Source organism: Fictibacillus sp. 5RED26 (genome assembly GCF_015903895.1).
GTDB classification, from domain to species: Bacteria; Bacillota; Bacilli; order Bacillales; family Fictibacillaceae; genus Fictibacillus; species Fictibacillus phosphorivorans.
The window spans coordinates 20,254-36,169 of the sequence record NZ_JACZDU010000008.1 but is presented as its reverse complement, the minus strand read 5'-3'; the positions used below and the strand labels follow the sequence as shown (position 1 = coordinate 36,169).

The following is a 15,916-nucleotide window of genomic DNA, read 5'->3' as shown; positions in this document are numbered from 1 at the left end:
AGGTTTTGATTTGTGTACCATGGTGAGTGATAACCTAAATTTGCACCGTCCACTTCTTAGTACCGAATTCAATAATATGTGACCGTAACCCTGTGGTTAGCAAATAGTAAGAGGCAGGGATAAATCCCTGCCTCTTTCAATGATCACATTATCGTCATCGATTATTAATTTCATAAGCTGTACGAATACCCGATTCCACAGCACCCTCAATCCAACCGTGAAAAGAAGAGGTGTGTTCACCTCCAAAATGAATTCTCCCTTCGGGTTGACGCATGATCTCCGCAAATTTTTGATCTTGACCCGGCGTGAAAAGTGTAAAACATCCAGCAGAGTAGGGATTTAAACTCCAATCAAACGAAACGTCCTGAATATACTCAGTATACACAACATCACCATAGATTTTTGCAAGATCCTTTAGTAGGATTCGCGTCTTTTCTTTTGGCGGCATAGAACTCCAAAGAAGTGCGTCTTGCCCCCATGAATAACTAGCCACCAGTACGCCAGGACCTGCTTTACCCACATCATGACTCGGAACATATGTAAATCTACTTGTTAGGTCAGATACAGCATTCCCTACTTTGTTTACTTCCCAAAATTTCGTTCGGAACTCTATGCCAATTTTAACAGCAGGTACATTAACCAGTTCTCGAATAACTTGCCATTTTTTAAAAGAGATAGAATCATAAGGTTTAAGATCAATGGTCTGTAGTACCGAAAACGGAACTGTAACAAGTGCGTAATCTCCATAATATTGAAAAGAACGATTGGTGTTCGGATCTCTAGTTTGTATCGTAACTCCATACTCTGATTGATGGATGGTCTCTACCCTTTGGTTTAATCTGATCTCTTGATTAAGATATGGGAGAAATGCATAGGGAAGTCTATCGTTCCCACCTTGTATTTCATTAAATTCTACCTCGTTGCTAAAGATAGGATATGCAATATCCGTGAGTATATCGACTGCAGAAAATTGAGGGAAACCTTCAATCCCTAACATGACAGCTATGCTTCTGATCGCATTTTGAGATAGTGGCCTACCAAAAGGATTGTTCTGCAAAAATTCATCAATGCTATACGTTTCGTATTTTCTTTCCAGCAACTTTTTCTCTTCGGGGGAACTACTTTTATACAAATCAATAAATGGTTTTGTTGCTTCAATAAAAAGCTCAGTTGCTGTTTTATCTTTTTCGCTATCTTCTACTGGAAAACGCAAAATTCTCGGATCATCATCGTAAGCTTTTCTACTCGTCAGGATGTTATTTACAAAGATAAGATCATCAGGTGTCGAGTTTAAAAAAGAGTTATAAGTGAGATTAAATAATCGTATATACTCCATAACCAACAAATGGTTGTTAGGAATTCTCATCGCTCCGAAATCCATATAATTGCCTGAGGTAAACGGCTGTCTAACCGTATATATTCTTCCACCTATCCTTTGATCGGCTTCAAGAATAATCACATTATGACCCGCATGTTTTAATAGGGAACCTGCAACTAAACCCGTCATTCCCGAACCAACGATTAATATTGTCTTAGGGTTGTTTGCCTGATTTATTAGACCGTTTCTAATGATTAAAAGCATGTCTTCTGGATATTTCAGTTCTTCTCTATACTCCCTCATCTCTATAATCCCTCCCCTATAAGGATATGTATACAGATAATGCCTTAGAAGAAGCCTAACCTCAAATATATAACTAAAACATATTCATCTCTTGATTAATGAACAGTTTAATTACTAATCTGTGATAAAATAAATAGGCGTATAATCTAACCGAGGGGGATATAAAAAACTTGAACACATCTTTACAGAATAAACTAACAAAGCAAATTAGTGAAGGCGTTCTTCATCAAATAGAACAACTAGCGGATCAGCGATTTTCTGCTGATGCAAATGTTTATACTGATACAAATAATGAAAAACTTCTCTCGTGGCGCATCAAACTCATAAAAATCTATGCTGAAGCTATTTCAGATGATTTGGACGTTTCTTACGAAAACTTAAAAGAGTGGGGAAACGATACTGTAAACTTACTAGTTGAGCTTTCTATTCCTCTCGACATCGCAATCGAAGAGGTGCGTTTTTATAGAAATACTATTGGGGAAATGATTAAAAATGAGGCTATAGCACAAGATTTTTCAATTGAATTTTTTTACGAAGTCATAACTAGATTTGATTCAGTAGTGGACCGAGCTGTTCATTGGTTAAGTATGTCGTATGCTGAGATGTATGCTATACGAATAGGAGCTGCTGAAGCAACTTCCTTAGAACTATCCATACCTGTAATTAAGATTACTGAGACGATTGGTGTCATCCCACTCGTTGGTGACTTAGATACGAAAAGAGCTCATGAGTTAATGGAAAAATCTTTGCAGCAAAGTATTAAATATGGACTTGAGCACGTAATCATTGATTTATCCGGTGTTCCTATCATTGATACGATGGTGGCAGATCAAATCTTTAAAGTAATTGAAGCATTGAACCTGGTAGGAATAACGGTATGTTTATCAGGTATACGGGCAGAAATAGCTCAAACTATCGTTCAGTTAGGAATAAACTTCAGGAATATTTCAACGTATTCAAGTCTTCACCTTGCGTTTCGCTCTATACAAAATAAAACACAGAATGGGCTTTTGGGTTCAACCTCGAACTGAACCAATCCCTAACTAAAAGAACATATTGTGTTATAATAATCATACAGTTACATAAGCAGGGTGGCGGTGGCATCCCCGATAGAAAGGGGGTGTAGCCGATGATGACAACTTACGAGACATTAACTTTAATGATCGCATTCGCAACATTAGTTGTAATAATCATCACCAACACAAAAAAGTAACCACCCTGCGTCTGGCCAGACGAAAATTAGAAGGGTAGGTTACTTTTTTAATATATAGTCGATATGAGCCACCGCTCTTCTTGCGGTGTAACTGCTGAACTCTGATGTTGTCGCATCAGGGTTCTTTTTATAGTATGTGCAAATGCAAGTTCTATCATAATTATTATATAATTTATTTAAGTCATTTTCAAGTTAGTCACACACTAAACATGCTTGTAGGAAAGAATTTGTTCTGTATACAGCATAAAGTCAATCAAATGCTTCTCAATGATTTTCTGGACAATTTCAAGATTCACTTCCTGATAGTCATGAACAGCGATATTGCGAAAACCAACCATAGCCTTTAGTCCTTTACATAAATCCATTGTAATGATGTTATTCTTTTGAAGAAGATCAAACGTCTCGCGACTTGTTTGTGGAATACCTAGTTTCTTCTCTGCGACCACATGCATGCCCAAATCAATCGCCGCTTCACAAGCTCGTTGGATATTTAAGATGATTGAATCTTGTTTCGTAAAATTCTCTAAATTCAATGGATTGTTATCATACTCTTCATTGATTCGTTTTAAACATCGTTCGATGATGCTAATCTTATTCAAAATCACATCATTTTTCATAGATAGATCCACTCTCTTCAATTCTTTTCATCACGATTTCTCGTTCTTCGTTTAGTTTCGCATACATTTTTAACGTCTTCATCTCGTATTCCATCCTACGTTTATCATCTATGCATAGTATGGTTTTACCTGATTGTATAATTTGAGCTGCGAAAACCGTAGAGACTTGATTCAAATCCACTAAGTCAACATCTTTATTAACCAAAGCTGCGAGTTCTTGGCTTACCATGAACCGATCGTACTTCTCTAATTTATGATTGCTTAAATACGCAAGATCAAGATCACTGTCTACTCGCTCCGTACCTTTAGCCGTGGAACCGAATACAACAATTAGATAAGGATCTAGCTTTTCCCTTAAAAAAGTAATAACTTGTTGCTCTATTTTCCGTTCCACAATCAACACCTCCAAGGAAACCATAATACAGCATAAGTCAATTTCAATAAACAATTTCTTATACAAAAGTATAACATGAATAATCTTTAACTAAACTATTGCCTTCACCTAATTTTTAAAGAGCATCTCTATTTATCTCCTTTTGCAGGCTCGAAGAACAAACAACATTTTTACCTATGCGTAAAAAAATCCTGTAAAAGCTTTATTCACTTTCTCTATCTCCGTTCCAATATTATAATGACCCTTTACTGTGCTTGTGATGCAGTATGGACGGCAAAGTGGTTGTCTTAGCCAACTCTCAAAATAAATCTCTGAGATTAAAATCGTGCTATAAAAACCATGTACTACGCATATTGCCGCTCCCATCTCAACAACAATCTCCTCTTTTGAATAGTTTTCATCAACGAAAGCGAAGTGTTTAGTGACAATCGTTTTTCGTTACACTAACATTCAGCCAGGTAGAGTGCACCATCTCATAAATCATTGTGCTGTAATTCCAGTACTATAAACTCTTGTAGTGGCGGACCGTTGTTTAAGTCGATGAGCGGCATATAACAACGCTCCCTAAAGATTTGAGAAATAGAACTAGCCAAACAAAATGACACTTTAGCATTTAATACAACTATCCTCACTACTATGAACGAATATAATTCTTCCGAAATGGAAATTAATGATAAAAACATGCATACAAAATAAGAAAAATTTTGTCCTATGCTACAAGGAGAAGATAACCATTATTCAATTACTTAAATTAACAATAAAATTTAATATAATTTGCTCGATAATAATTGGTATTATTAATGGATTAAAATTAATGAATCCCCTACTCCATTTATATGAAACTGGTATTCAAATGTGGAGTAAAATGCTTTTTATGTTTGCATATGCCCTCTTTCTGCTCAAATTTGAGGATAAGCTCCTACTACTTGCGGAAAAATATCAAAATAAAAACAATAACTAATTCGATGTTTTTAATTTCATTCCTAAGTACTTTGAATATTACTAACTTAAGAGATACTTATAAGAATTACAAAATAACTTAAAATTACGATTCAACCATAGTTATGTTCATGAAAAAAATGTTAATTGAAAATTCAAATAGATATCTTCTCCCCTCTAAAATGCCTTGCCTCTTAACAGAATAATAGCCATTAGTATAAGGACAACATTTCCAGTTGACTAAAATTTTCGAAATTTTTATACTTATTAGGGATTTAGACTCCTAAATACAATAAAAATTGGTGTATATAGGTATTATGTTATATGCAATATAGCAGAATTATCTTAATCATAAGGAAAGTGTGATAAAATGTGCGGATTTATTAGTGTCTTCAGTCATTCTCCACTGAACACTTTTGAACAAAATATTGAAGTATTCAAGGAGATGACAAATATTATCTCGCATCGAGGTCCCGATGATACAGGCTACTATATCGATAATCATGTGCTAATAGGTTTCAGAAGACTGAGCATCATTGATATTGAAAGTGGAAAACAACCCTTTGGTTATGAAGATGACCGGTATTGGATGGTTTTTAATGGAGAAATATACAACTTCTTTGAAATCAGAAAACAATTGCAAGCCTTAGGCTATACCTTCCAAACAGAGTCAGATACTGAAGTGCTCATCGCTCTTTACAGTTATAAACGTGAACAGGCTTTGGATGACCTAAGAGGAATGTATAGTTTTGTTATCTGGGATAAAAAGGAACAAGAACTCTTCGGAGCAAGGGACCATTTTGGTATTAAACCCTTTTTCTATCTAGATGATCACGACCATTTCTACTGTGCCTCTGAAAAAAAGAGCATTCTATTGGCATCTGATGGCGGAAAGCTCGACCATGAAAGTGTGCACCATTACCTTACGTTTCAGTTTGTACCGGAACCCCATACGCTCTCTGAAAAGATCAAGCGCTTAGAACCGGGACATTATTTTAAGAAAAAAATTGGTCAGAAACTAGAGATCAATTCGTATTGGAAGCCGCATTTTAAACCAAGACTTCAAGATCTAAACACCTCTATTGAAGAAATACGTAACGTCTTGAGAGAGTCGGTGGGTTTCCATATGAGAAGTGATGTTCCAGTCGGAGCATTTTTGTCAGGCGGTATCGATTCCTCAAGCATCGTTGCTCTTGCAAAAGAGCATCACGATGCACTCAAAACCTTTACTGTTGGATTTGAAAGAGAAGGATTTAGTGAGATCAATGTTGCCAAAACTACCGCAGCAGAATTAAATGTAGAAAATATACACTACGTCATTCAACCGGAGGAATTTCTTCAGGAACTTCCAAAGATTATATGGCATTTGGATGAACCTGTCGCTGATCCTGCAGCTGTTCCTCTCTATTTTTTGGCAAGAGAAGCAAGAAAGCATGTGACTGTTGTTCTATCGGGGGAAGGAGCGGACGAGCTGTTTGGTGGCTATACAATCTATAATGAACCTCGCTCATTAAGGTATTTTCGTTCTCTTCCTCCTACTTTCAGAAAAGTACTTCCAAGAATTGCGAGCGTTCTTCCTCATGCAATGAAAGGTAAAAGTTTTCTCGAGAGAGGAGCGATGGATATTGAAGAGCGATATATAGGGAATGCAAAGATTTTTCTTGAAAATGAAAAGGAAAAAATTCTCAATGATTATAACCAGGAGTGGTCGTTTAAGAATGTGACGAAGTCTATTTATGAAAATTCACAGCATTATGATGATGTTCATAAAATGCAATACATCGACATGCACACATGGTTACGCGGAGATATTCTAGTCAAGGCAGATAAAATGACGATGGCCCACTCTCTGGAACTTCGTGTTCCTTTTCTAGACAAAGAAGTATTTAATGTGGCATCCCGGTTACATCCTTCACAGACCGTTACGGCAAAAACAACTAAGTATGCGCTTCGCAAGGCGATGGAAGGAATCGTACCAAACTCTGTGCTCTACAATAGAAAGCTAGGCTTTCCGGTACCCATACGTCATTGGTTGCGTAATGAGTGGTTAGTTTGGGCAACTGAATTAATTGAGCAAAGCGAAACTGATTATTTATTTAATAAGAGTATAGTACTTAATCTATTACAAGAACATCAGGAAGGATTGCGTGATAACAGCCGGAAGCTATGGACCATACTGACCTTCATGATCTGGCACCAAATATTCGTTGAAGACAAATATACTTTTCAAACTACAGCATTAGAAACAGACAAACCAGTCTTTTATACTTAAATAACCAAGGAGCTGTCTATAATCTCCTCTTTATTTGTAAGTTAGATGAAAACATGCCTCTATGTATACTGATGATTTATGTAGTTAAATTGCAGAGGGTCTTAAATAAATAACAGCGGCTATTTATGAGAGAAATCTGGTTAGGAGCCTAACTTGTGGCGGTTATTTTTAATTTTAAAACCTCAAGTTACATCCTTTGCAGAACGGTTCTTGCAATGACAAACATGTTTACGAGTATCGCGTACTTACACCTTTCATTTAAAGACTATTAACTTTTATTATTGAAAGGAATAAGGTCAAGTGCGTAGCACAGATTTCTATTAAATAAAGCCATGAAGGTACCTAAATAGGCACCTTCATGGCTTTATATTTTCTGAAAATTCTTCATTTATACGAGCAGATTATCTTTTCTTTCTCTTTTTGTGGTTACAGTCTCCTTGTTCATGGCCAGTCCCATTATACAAATTATGTTTTGAATCACAATTGTTAACTTTTGAAATTACTTGAACTCTTTCTAACCTATTTCTGCAACGTCTTCGCCATTCATTATCATTTCGATGCTTCTTCCAACTACACTTGTCACACTTATTTCTTTTTTCATAGCAGTCGCATTTGTGATGTTTAGTATCGTCTTTTTTGTTACAGCCACAATCATGATGTTTACAATTATCTTTGATATGGCAACCGCAACAATGGTTACTTGAAGAATGTTCATTCCAACGCATAAATAGCCCCCCTTAAGATATCGAAGTATACTTCGACTCTCATATTTTATGCGATGAATGAGAAAGTGCTTGTACATACTAAATAATACAAAGTAAAACGTATAGGATTTAGCTATTTTTTTCAAATTTTTTTGGGAATTTAAAGAAGCTGCTGCAGGGATCTGCAACAGCTAAAATCTCAAAAAACCAACATATTATAATGATAATTTTGCGTAATTAATTTGAATGAATCATTCCTGTTAACTACGATTACGGGTGAACCTTCGTAATTTTCATTTAAGAGTGGGGTATTGATAGACCCGACGGTTGAGTGGTAAATTTCCAGGTTCTTGTGAACAAATCCGGTAAGCTCATATTCTCTATCATTTTTCAAGTGAGTAATATATCTACCATCGGGTATTTGATTCGACTCTAATTCATAATAAATATGTGATAGTCTTGACTCATTAAAATAGGCTATAGAATGTGCGTATTTGTTAATAATAATTAAGTGTCCCGTATACATTTCTAGATTTGGAAGAGGAGTAGGACTTGGTGTTGCTTTAATTGAATGATGCTTTTCAGTATCCAGCTGATATCCGTTTTCTTTAGCCAATAATCTCGTTTTAGAAGTTGAACGGTTTATGACTACGTTCATATCTTCTTCAACATGATCATAAAGCCATTGAATATCTCGATTATGCATTCGAATACAGCCATGAGATACACTTTTTCCAATTTGACTTTCATTGTTGTTCCCGTGAATGGCGTAAGTTGTTCCATTGGTACCTCCAACATCAAGACCCAACCAACGGTTACCTAATGGATTGTTTGGAGAACCTCCAGGAATGTTTAATTTGTAATATGGCCTGTTTTTAATTTTATTTACTATTCTGAACGAACCTACAGGAGTAGGAGTTTTATAAGATCCCGTTGCTACTTTAAAGTGTTTTACAACACTCCCATTTAGAAAGAATAAATCGTTTGTAGAGGTATTGATTAAAATTAGTCGATTCTTACTAACATGTTTTGAATCTGTGGCATTAACTACTGAAGGAACAAAAATACAATTAATGAGTAAGGAGAAAGCTAATAAAAAATATAAACGTTTTCCTTTCATAATTATGACCCCTTTATATGGTATGCGAATTTACTTAACATAGTAAAGTAAATTACGTTTTTATCATAATTTACAAAAACTGTTATGTCTAATGGATACTTTTGGGTACCTGGAATCATAATTGAATGCTGGATATTAAGCGATGTAAATGCCAGTAATTTTTAAGTCAGTTAACATATTATTGAAATAAGCTAAGATTATTAAATAATATACAAATTAAAAAGGACCTTAAAAGTCCTTTAAGAGTCCTCCCATACAGAGTAAACTTCTTTCAATTAAATTAATTAGAAGGGAATTTCAGATATCCTTTATTAGATATATTTACTTTTACATTAAAGCTTACTTGTAAATCAGTAAAGTACTTTGATCGCCACTGCTTGAGTTCTTCTCTAGGGATATGGTAACGAAAATATTGACCAAATCCTATTATGTCTGCTCTTTCATTTTTTAACTTTTTGAACATGGTATCAAAGCCGTTGGTAACAAGGATCTCTACTCCTTTTTCGATATCTTTTGTTGTTGGATTATTTTTAGTTTCTAATATCATCACATCCAGGTTTATCGTATAGCGCAAAGAAGGAACTCCGTTTGAAAATTGACTCTTTTGTTTTGTATGGCTTTGCAATATAAGGACGCTTCCCTCATTAAAAACTTCTATTTTCCCTCGTGCGCTCTCCCCTTTAATCACATTAAATATTAATGTTTGCTCTGGACTTATCTTCCCTACCATCTTTCCATTTTTTATAACTGCAGACCCTATTTGTTCAATAAACGTTGACTTTCCAACTTTAATAAGGGGAATAGCTACATCTCTTGTGTAGGAATGGATACTTCTATATACTTCCCATATTCTTGTTAAAGCTATCTGAGGATTCCAACCTGAATTTTTTTCGAAATGATCAAGTAAGAGTGACCCTTCTGTCGTATTATCATCTTTTACTTTTTCAAAGATATCTTCTATTTTTGTTTCAGTTATAGCAATAATGGATTTAGGAGAGATATCTCGTGACCTGATAAACCCTCCGATTAGATCCTTTAACCCCTCTTCTGCCAATTGCTTTTCAACGAGTATAACTTTCACATGCAGTAAGTCTATCTCGCTCTCCATGTTTTGACTAATGTTTTCAACTGCTTGGTTAACCGTTTCACCTCTTCCAATCACCAAAGAAGTCTCAGTAACGTCTTTAGCGGGTTTAGGAATTTGTAAGATGACTTTAAGCTCCTGCCCCTCTCTCGAAACTCCCAAAACCAATGGCATAATTCTATGGTTGATATCCTTATTATCCCAACAACCACTCAGACATGGTAGTAACAATAAAAGAATAATTAACTTTTTCTTAAACTTCGTCATGGCTGTATCTCCTATTATTTATTCCTATAAAGTAAATAAAGGTAGTGACTGTAACAACCACTAAAAGACCTAAGTAAGAAGCCCATTTATAAAAATGAATCACGTTATTCCAATCTCTAAAAAAAGTACACGATAGATGGATTACGACATTAATAATAAAAATGGTATACAATGTGGGAAATCTAGGTAGATAATGGCTTGTGACTTGGATAATCATTCGAATCCCTATTGAAATAAAAAGCATGAGAAAAACAAAAAGACAGGCTAGGAAAAAAATAGTAACCCTGTCAAATACGAGCCAGTTCAAATTTACTGTATCTGTAGTTGCAATGAAGGGATATAGATACCGAGACGCAGTCGCTTGCCCAAATGTTAACAATGGTCCATAAACGGCAATAAAGAAAAACGGTGCAATAATGAGTGTTGCATAGATAATTTTTCTCTTATCATAATAAATATGGGATTGTATAAAGCCTAAGTATAAGAAACCACCAAAAACAGGATAAAAACTACTTAAATAAGTGTTTTTTGAAAAAAAAGTGAAATCCTTATTAACAAGTGGAAACAGATAATACCAATCTGCGTTTTGAAACGAAACAAAAGTAATAATCAGGATGAGCGGTAAGAAAAGAAGAGCAACCAAAAACCCTGTGCGAAAGATAGCTTCATATGAAAAGAATGATAAATAGCTCGATAAAGAAAGTAGTAATAGTGCTACCGTCCATTGGGGAGTATTGGAAAGAAGAACAATCGTTACGACCTCGGTTCCTGAAACCAAAGCAACAATGATTGCACAGATAATTGATATGATGACAGTGCTTAATATGATAAAAGCAACTCTTTTTCCAGCTAAACGTAAGATGTCAATCAAGTTTTTTTGGGGGAAAAAACTGAGTCCTTTAAAGAATATGATCATAAGTGTCAAATGTACTACTAGCCCAATTGCAATTGGAATCCAATGAGCTTCACTCGTACTCGCAATAATGTTCCCTGGGTATAAGAAGTAGATGAGACCTAAATGAGTTAAAATGAATGTTAAAACAATATTTAAACTTTTATTCATTTTCAACATATCTCTCTTTCGATAAGTTTGTGTTAACAAATGGAATACCCAGCGTGGAAATGCTGGAAAAGTATAGACATACGAGAAAAAGCCCAGCCATTATCCCTAACACCCCGAATATTGAAGCGAGTATGATGATCATATATTTAAATAGCCGAATAGAAAGAGAATTTTGAAATCCGATGATTGTAGAGTTTGCAATAGTCGTAGCAGCTAGAATGATAATCAGTAAATTACTCACCAATTGTGCTTCTACGGCAGCTTGTCCCAGAATAATACCCCCAACCATTGTTATGGTTGGCCCAACACTTTTTGGCAATCTTACACTTGCTTCAATGATTAACTCTAAAATAACAAGCATAATAATTAATTCTACTATTGCGGGGTAAGGTACTCCTTCTCTGCTTTGAGCTATTGATAATGCGAGTTCTATTCTGAGCACCTCGGGATTAACAGAAACAAGGGCTACATACAAGCCAGGTACGATCAGAGTTAACAAAAAGCCAATGACACGAAGCGATCTGATGGCGATCATCAAGGGATATGTATAGTTATTATCATTTTCATTTGCAAACATATCCCATAACACACTAGGTAGAATAAATGCAAAAGGTATTTGATCCACAAATAAAACAAGCTTTCCTTGCGATATCGCTTTTGCTGCTTCATGTGTTACTTCTGTGGTTTTATATTGTGTCACTAGACTCCATGGTGAGATACTTATTATCCGGTTTACATCTTGCATGTTTTGAACTATACGTTCTTTATTTTTATTTATTTGGTCTATTGCTCTGTGAAGCAAATCGTTTGATACCTGTCCATTAACATATAGCAGTGAGATCATTCTGCTCTGCTTCTTCCCTACAGTAAAGCTCCGAACATGTAAATCTTCCGTAACAATCTGTTTACGGATCAATCCTATATTTATATTGATATCCTCAATGAAAGAGGATAGTGTTCCTTGAAGAACATTTTCATTCGTGGGCTGTTCAATATTTCTGGTTAATGTTTTTGGTGATGACTCTGTAACGATTACGTATTCTGTGTCTAACATAAACCAAACAATGAGCTTACCACCCAAAACCTTTGAAGCATAGTTACTTTCTGAATTTTCCAAAGTAGCACTGTCTTTTAAGCTCTTAATAAAGTCGTCTCTGCATAGTCCTTGTGTTAGAAATTGGCTCTTAAAATCGATGGTCGTTTTCCCAACATCAATTAAGCTTCGAAGCCCTAGAAAAATTAACTGAACACCTTCAATTTCCAGTTTGATTTCAAAAAAATCGTTCGTATTTATAAAAGAGTTTTTTATTTCATTTAACTTTTGAGTCACACTCATCCCTCATATAACTAATCTAATGGTTTCAATTGTTTCCAATAACACATATTTATATTCAAAATGTATGTGTTATTTCTACAGTGGTAAATGATCCTTCATTGATTTGCAAAAAATGGGGTGATGTTAGGGGTAGCAGGGGAATGAACTTAATGCGTATTTTTTACGGTTTACGATACCCGATGAAGAGACGAGGTTATAAATGAAAAATGCCATCTAATTTATTATTAGACAGCAAGTATAACTATTGTGGGTAAACTAAAGTTAAAGGGTTTCCTCTTTTTACGGTGCAAATTTATTTTATGGCAGCTCTTATATTTGCGTTTAGTCTTGGGACATCAACAAAAGGGGTACTTTTATCTTGTAACTTATATTTATTTTTTAAAGATAGTATCCGGTAAACACTTTGATCAATTGTATTTTCTGAAAGTTGGTGATTTCCTACAGCTTGTTTTAGTGCGTTAATTGCTGTTATTGTGTGTTGTTTCCCATGACCGATTAAGATAATATCGTTACCTGACTGAACAGACCGGACCACAGCCTTTTTTAACGAGTAATGCTTCATAATCGCACCCATTGTCATATCATCACTTATAACGACTCCTTTGTACCCCATTTGTTTTCTTAGTAAATCACTCATAACTGCTTTGGACATTGAAGCAGGATAGTTCTTATCGAGATTCTTTACAAGTATATGTGCAACCATAATCATATCAGCATTGTTTTGAATCGCCTTATTGAAAGGCACTAACTCGACTTTCTTGAGTCTTGACATATCATGTTTGACCACAGGTAAATCTAAATGAGAATCCGTTGAAGTGTCGCCATGTCCAGGAAAATGTTTTACAACAGGTATTACATTTCCGTCGTGAATACCCTTCATCATACTAATTCCTAGGCGTGAAACAATAGAAGAATCGGAACCAAATGAACGGTCGCCTATTACTGTATTGTATTTGTTACTTTGAATATCCAAAACCGGTGCAAAATCCACATTGAATCCGAACAGTCTAAGCTCTTTCGCAATAACATTGCCAATACCATAGCTATACTTTTCTCTGTTTATTCTTCCTATTTCTCTTCCTTTAGGAGTATTGATTACAGAAAGCGGCATCCGATTCACTCTGCCTCCCTCTTGATCCACAGATACAAACAATGGCACTTTGTTTAATTTATTTTGCCTCTTTAGATTATTTGTAAATGTAACCAATTGGTTTGCACTACTAACATTAGGACGAAATAGAATTACACCACCAACTTTGTACTTGTTAATAAGTTCTTTTGTATTGGTTGTCATTGATGTTCCTTCAATACCACTAACAATCATTTGACCTATTTTTTCTTCTAACGTCATGTGTTTTATTTGTTCTTTTATAGGGTCAGTTCTACTTTCTTGTTTTACATGAAGAGGTTCAGAACTATTTGTTTGTTTTAAAGGATGTTTACCCTCCTGATTAGGATTGTTTTGTAAACCACATCCATTTAACAACAATGCCACGATTATGGTTAAACTATAATATATTGACTTTTTCATGATGTTTGGTCTCCTTAGAAGTTTATATGAATTTGTTCAAGCCTTCACACACAAAGATATCTATTTGGTACGACTTTTAACGAGTTTGTGCATCATAATCATTTTTATAAAGGGTGAAATTAAACTCGGTTAAGCCATACTCATATAGTTCAAGTATTCCAAGTTTTATGGAATGTATTACAAAAAAAATAAGTGATTTCTGTAAGTGCTGAAGAGTATTGAGAGAGGGCTCCTGTAATTTTGTTGACGAAGGATATTTTGTTCCAATCTGTTGAGATGTTTTGTGCCCTTGGGTTAAATGATTCGATTTCTTGTTAGAAACGAAGAGAACAATGACCTTCCTGAAAAATTCCTAATTAACTTATTTGACTGATAGTGCTGGTTGTCGTGAATATAAGACATCTTTTTAACATAGGCATTATAGGCGTATCAATTTGTTATTCGATATATGTAAACGCATTACTTATATCTTTAAATTGAACCACAAAGGAATCAATAAAGTGGGTTGAACTATTCTAACTTTGTAGAAGAAGATGTATTAGGTAAACCGGTGTTAACTTATAAAAACATGACTGTTACTGAAATAGCACTAAAAATGAATGTCAGGCAACCATCTATATCTGCTCTCAGTGTTAAACTAATAAAGAAAGAATTAATACAAAGAAAGTACAACCCGCTTGATCGGAGAAGTGTAAGCATAAACTTGTCAGAATTAGGTATAGAAAAAGCTATATGGCTTAAGAAAAAGACTGAAAATATCATGAAGGAAAGAGAAGATATAATAACATTAGAAGAAAGGATTTTTTCAACCAGATTCTATCCAAAATAAACATTCTTTAAATAGAAAAATGGTTTATAATTGAATTAGATAGAACAGTATAAAAGAGAGCATAGGCCACCTACCGATACCCTTATTACGACTCTTGTGTAAGTAATGCGGTGGTTTAAATAAATAGAAGATACGAAACAGTAACCTATCACCAGCGGCCAGCAGGGTGGGTTATTTTTTTATGGCAGCTATGTTTGGTGGAAAGAGCCGGATACAATGATTTCACAATGAAAATCATTAGAAATAAACTTCCATAAGATGCTAAGAGAAACTTAACTAGGTTATTCTATAACGATTATTCATTTTAGGAGGACCTATGAAAAAACTGATTTTTTTTATATGTATAATTACTATTGTTGTTCATACTACTTGGATAAAAGTAGATGCATCTGAAAATAAGTATAAGATCTTAAAGTCTGAAATCAATGTTTTAAGTATCCCCAACGTGTTAAGGTATGATTTTCTAATCACTAATAACACGCCATCATCCAAAGGTTTAAAACATCCAGAATTCCGTGGACATTACTATCCTCAGCCTTCCATGGAGATTGCAGTTATTCCGGGAAAAAAACTATCTTCAGTAATGAGCAGATTCCCGAAATCTTCAACATTTAAGTTGAATCCAGTTGGAGGGTCTTCTAATGGTGATCTAAGGACGCAAAAAAAGGTGTTATTTAGTGTAGAATACGAAATTAAAAAAAATACTGACTTAGTAAAAGTAAGAGAATATGCTACGGACAGTACGGTTATTATTTTCGATGGTCTTAAAGAAGTTGCTGAATTCCCATTAAATAAGTAGGGGGCATTTAATTTACTGTAACTGAATGAATCTTACTATTTTAGAGACTCTGTTTTAAATCAGAGCTCTTTTTAATAAGTTCCCTCTGAAGTCGGTCACATGGTAATTTTATGTGTTTATAAATAAA

At 34.8% G+C, this 15,916-nt stretch carries 14 protein-coding genes; 5 read left to right on the top strand and 9 right to left on the bottom strand.

Going from position 1 to position 15,916, the window contains the following annotated elements; genetic code table 11:
* Positions 1–154: 154 nt before the first annotated feature.
* Positions 155–1,621: a flavin monoamine oxidase family protein gene (locus IHV10_RS19710; protein WP_197133565.1), complete on the bottom strand. Its 1,467-nt coding sequence runs from the start codon at positions 1,619–1,621 to the stop codon at positions 155–157.
* Positions 1,622–1,791: 170 nt separating this feature from the next.
* On the opposite strand from IHV10_RS19710, the gene IHV10_RS19705 reads away from it, so the two are divergent.
* Both IHV10_RS19705 and IHV10_RS23145 read left to right on the top strand, forming a co-directional pair.
* Positions 1,792–2,652, top strand: coding sequence for an STAS domain-containing protein (locus IHV10_RS19705; RefSeq protein ID WP_197133563.1), 861 nt, complete (start codon positions 1,792–1,794; stop codon positions 2,650–2,652).
* A 98-nt stretch (positions 2,653–2,750) separates the two neighbouring features.
* The gene (locus IHV10_RS23145; protein ID WP_370629682.1) at positions 2,751–2,834 is read left to right on the top strand and encodes a putative holin-like toxin; all 84 of its coding nucleotides are present in this window, start codon (positions 2,751–2,753) and stop codon (positions 2,832–2,834) included.
* 203 nt (positions 2,835–3,037) lie between these two features.
* Here the strand turns inward: IHV10_RS23145 and hepT are convergent, their stop codons facing one another.
* Positions 3,038–3,451, bottom strand: a complete 414-nt coding sequence (gene hepT, locus IHV10_RS19700; protein WP_197133561.1) for a type VII toxin-antitoxin system HepT family RNase toxin — start codon at positions 3,449–3,451, stop codon at positions 3,038–3,040.
* Positions 3,441–3,848: a type VII toxin-antitoxin system MntA family adenylyltransferase antitoxin gene (gene mntA, locus IHV10_RS19695; RefSeq protein ID WP_197133706.1), complete on the bottom strand. Its 408-nt coding sequence runs from the start codon at positions 3,846–3,848 to the stop codon at positions 3,441–3,443. Before mntA ends, hepT begins: the two co-directional genes overlap by 11 nt.
* A 1,306-nt stretch (positions 3,849–5,154) precedes the next feature.
* Here mntA and asnB point away from each other — a divergent pair.
* Complete coding sequence (gene asnB, locus IHV10_RS19690) at positions 5,155–7,056, top strand: asparagine synthase (glutamine-hydrolyzing) (RefSeq protein WP_197133559.1); 1,902 nt, start codon at positions 5,155–5,157, stop codon at positions 7,054–7,056.
* 514 nt (positions 7,057–7,570) lie between these two features.
* Here asnB and IHV10_RS19685 read toward each other — a convergent pair.
* The 6 genes from IHV10_RS19685 to nagZ all read right to left on the bottom strand — a co-directional run bounded on the left by IHV10_RS19685 (position 7,571) and on the right by nagZ (position 14,161).
* A complete protein-coding gene (locus IHV10_RS19685) occupies positions 7,571–7,771 on the bottom strand; it encodes a hypothetical protein (RefSeq protein WP_197133557.1) in 201 nt (66 codons plus the stop codon).
* A gap of 188 nt (positions 7,772–7,959) precedes the next feature.
* On the bottom strand, positions 7,960–8,880 hold the full coding sequence (locus IHV10_RS19680; protein ID WP_197133555.1) for a L,D-transpeptidase: 921 nt from the start codon (positions 8,878–8,880) through the stop codon (positions 7,960–7,962).
* Positions 8,881–9,160: 280 nt separating this feature from the next.
* Positions 9,161–10,231, bottom strand: a complete 1,071-nt coding sequence (locus IHV10_RS19675; RefSeq protein WP_197133552.1) for a Ger(x)C family spore germination protein — start codon at positions 10,229–10,231, stop codon at positions 9,161–9,163.
* Positions 10,218–11,294, bottom strand: coding sequence for a GerAB/ArcD/ProY family transporter (locus tag IHV10_RS19670; protein ID WP_197133549.1), 1,077 nt, complete (start codon positions 11,292–11,294; stop codon positions 10,218–10,220). The genes IHV10_RS19675 and IHV10_RS19670 overlap by 14 nt, the downstream gene beginning before the upstream one ends.
* Complete coding sequence (locus tag IHV10_RS19665) at positions 11,287–12,624, bottom strand: spore germination protein (RefSeq protein WP_197133546.1); 1,338 nt, start codon at positions 12,622–12,624, stop codon at positions 11,287–11,289. Before IHV10_RS19665 ends, IHV10_RS19670 begins: the two co-directional genes overlap by 8 nt.
* Before the next feature lie 298 nt (positions 12,625–12,922).
* Positions 12,923–14,161, bottom strand: a complete 1,239-nt coding sequence (nagZ, locus tag IHV10_RS19660; RefSeq protein WP_197133543.1) for a beta-N-acetylhexosaminidase — start codon at positions 14,159–14,161, stop codon at positions 12,923–12,925.
* A 505-nt stretch (positions 14,162–14,666) separates the two neighbouring features.
* Here nagZ and IHV10_RS19655 point away from each other — a divergent pair.
* Together IHV10_RS19655 and IHV10_RS19650 are read left to right on the top strand one after the other, a co-directional pair.
* Positions 14,667–14,990: a MarR family transcriptional regulator gene (locus IHV10_RS19655; RefSeq protein WP_197133540.1), complete on the top strand. Its 324-nt coding sequence runs from the start codon at positions 14,667–14,669 to the stop codon at positions 14,988–14,990.
* Positions 14,991–15,306: 316 nt separating this feature from the next.
* On the top strand, positions 15,307–15,789 hold the full coding sequence (locus IHV10_RS19650; RefSeq protein WP_197133521.1) for a hypothetical protein: 483 nt from the start codon (positions 15,307–15,309) through the stop codon (positions 15,787–15,789).
* Positions 15,790–15,916: the final 127 nt, after the last annotated feature.